The sequence below is a fragment of the Asaia sp. W19 genome (assembly GCF_003994335.1).
Taxonomy (GTDB): domain Bacteria; phylum Pseudomonadota; class Alphaproteobacteria; order Acetobacterales; family Acetobacteraceae; genus Asaia.
The window spans coordinates 1-2,322 of the sequence record NZ_PNQZ01000136.1 but is presented as its reverse complement, the minus strand read 5'-3'; the positions used below and the strand labels follow the sequence as shown (position 1 = coordinate 2,322).

The 2,322-nt window shown below is 61.2% G+C and carries 1 protein-coding gene; it reads right to left on the bottom strand.

Features of this window, described 5'->3' with window-relative positions; genetic code table 11:
• Nucleotides 1-2,322 (bottom strand): excinuclease ABC subunit UvrA (gene uvrA, locus C0V97_RS17345; RefSeq protein WP_127103712.1); only part of this gene is annotated, 2,322 nt, incomplete at both ends.

The following is a 2,322-nucleotide window of genomic DNA, read 5'->3' as shown; positions in this document are numbered from 1 at the left end:
CGGACCGCGTGAAAAAACGGAAGCGCCTCGTCAACCGTCATGGCCAGCACATCGGCAATCGACTTGCCGCGGAACTTCACGTCCAGCGTCTCGCGATTGTAGCGCTGCCCCTTGCAGGTATCGCAGGTCACAAACACGTCGGGCAGAAAATGCATCTCGATCTTGAGAACGCCATCGCCCTGACAGGCCTCGCATCGCCCGCCCTTGACATTGAACGAGAAGCGCCCCGGCTTGTAGCCGCGCGCCTTGGCCTCGGGGAGCTCTGCAAACCAGTCGCGTATCGGGGTGAACAAATCCGTATAAGTCGCCGGGTTTGAACGCGGTGTCCGCCCGATCGGGGACTGATCGATGTCAATGATCTTGTCGAGATGCTCCAGCCCCTCCAATGCCCGATACGGCAAAGGAGATTGGTTTGCGCCCATCAGCTCGCGAGACAGGGCCTTGTAGAGCGTATCCACGACAAGGGTCGACTTACCCCCTCCTGATACACCGGTTACCGCGACGAAGCAGCCCAGCGGGAAACGCGCGGTCACGTCATGCAGATTATTACCCGTTGCGCCCACCAGAGTGAGCATGCGCTCCGCGTCATAGGGTCGTCGCTTTGCGGGCACCGGGATCATGCGCCTGCCGGAAAGATAATCTCCCGTAATGCTGTTCTCGTTCTTCGCCACCTCTTCCGGGCGACCGCTCGCAACCACCGTGCCGCCCAGCGCGCCTGCCCCGGGGCCCATATCGATCAGCCAGTCCGCCGCTCGGATGGCGTCCTCGTCATGCTCGACCACGATCACCGTATTTCCCAGCTTCTTGAGCCGGTCGAGCGTTCCGAGTAGTCGCTCGTTATCGCGTTGATGAAGCCCGATCGAAGGCTCGTCGAGTACATAAAGCACACCCGTCAGCCCGGATCCGATCTGACTCGCCAGGCGAATGCGCTGGCTCTCCCCGCCTGAAAGTGTTGCAGAGCCGCGCGACAAGGTCAGATAATCGAGCCCCACATCATCCAGAAAGCGTAGGCGATCGAGAATCTCGCGCAGAATGCGCCGGGCAATCTCAGCGCGCTGCGGTGTCAGAGAGGCTTCTACCCCCCCAAACCAGTCGAGCGCGCGCCTGATCGTCAGGTCTGAGGCCTGGGCGATATTGAGATGGTTGATGCGTACGCAGAGCGCCTCAGGCTTGAGACGCGCGCCATGACAGGCATGACAGGGTACGTCAGACTGGTAGCGCGACATTTCCTCACGCACCCACATGCTGTCCGTCTCGGCCAGACGGCGCTGAAGGTTGCGCATGACCCCTTCGAACGGCTTTGTCAGCTCGTAAGCGCGCTTGCCATCCTTGTAGGTGAACAGGATCGAGTCCTCGCTCCCCTCCAGCAGCGCCTTTCGAAAGGCCTCGCCCAGCTTTTTCCAGGGCGTCGTCATCTTTTCCCTGAAATGCTTCGCCATCGCCTCGAGCGTCTGGTCGTACCAAGGGGTCTTGGCGTCCCGCCACGGCGCAAGAGCGCCCTCGGCGAGGGAGAGACTTTCATCGGGCACGATCAAACGGGCGTCAAAATGCGTCTCGGTGCCAATGCCGTCGCAGACCGGGCAGGCCCCCATCGGCGCATTGAACGAAAAAAGACGCGGCTCGATTTCCTCCAGCGTGAAACCGCTCACCGGGCAGGCGAACTTCGCCGAGAAGACGATGTGCTCGCTCTCGCCATCCTCTCCCGCACGGCGCACCTGCTCCGCATAGGCCACGCCATCGGCCAGGCCCAGCGCGGTTTCGAAGCTGTCGGCCAGCCGGGTCTCGATACCCGGCTTGACCACGACACGATCGACCACAACTTCCACCGTATGGCGTAGCTTGCGGTTCAGATGGGGTGCCTCAGCAATTTCATACGTTTCGCCATCGACCTTCACCCTTGTGAAGCCCTTGCGCTGGAGCTCCGCCAGCTCCTTGCGGTACTCCCCCTTGCGATCACGGATGACGGGGGCCAGCAGCATCAGCCGCGTCCCTTCTTCCATTGTCATTACACGATCGACCATCTGACTCACCGTCTGCGCCTCGATGGGCAGGCCGGTAGCCGGCGAGTAGGGAACGCCCGCCCGCGCCCAGAGCAAGCGCATATAGTCATGGATCTCGGTAATCGTCCCTACGGTCGAACGCGGGTTCTTCGACGTGGTCTTCTGCTCGATCGAGATGGCAGGTGACAGCCCTTCGATGGAGTCCACATCGGGCTTACCCATCAATTCCAGAAACTGACGCGCATAGGCTGAAAGGCTCTCGACATAGCGCCTTTGCCCCTCGGCGTAGATTGTATCGAAAGCGAGAGACGACTTGCCGGAG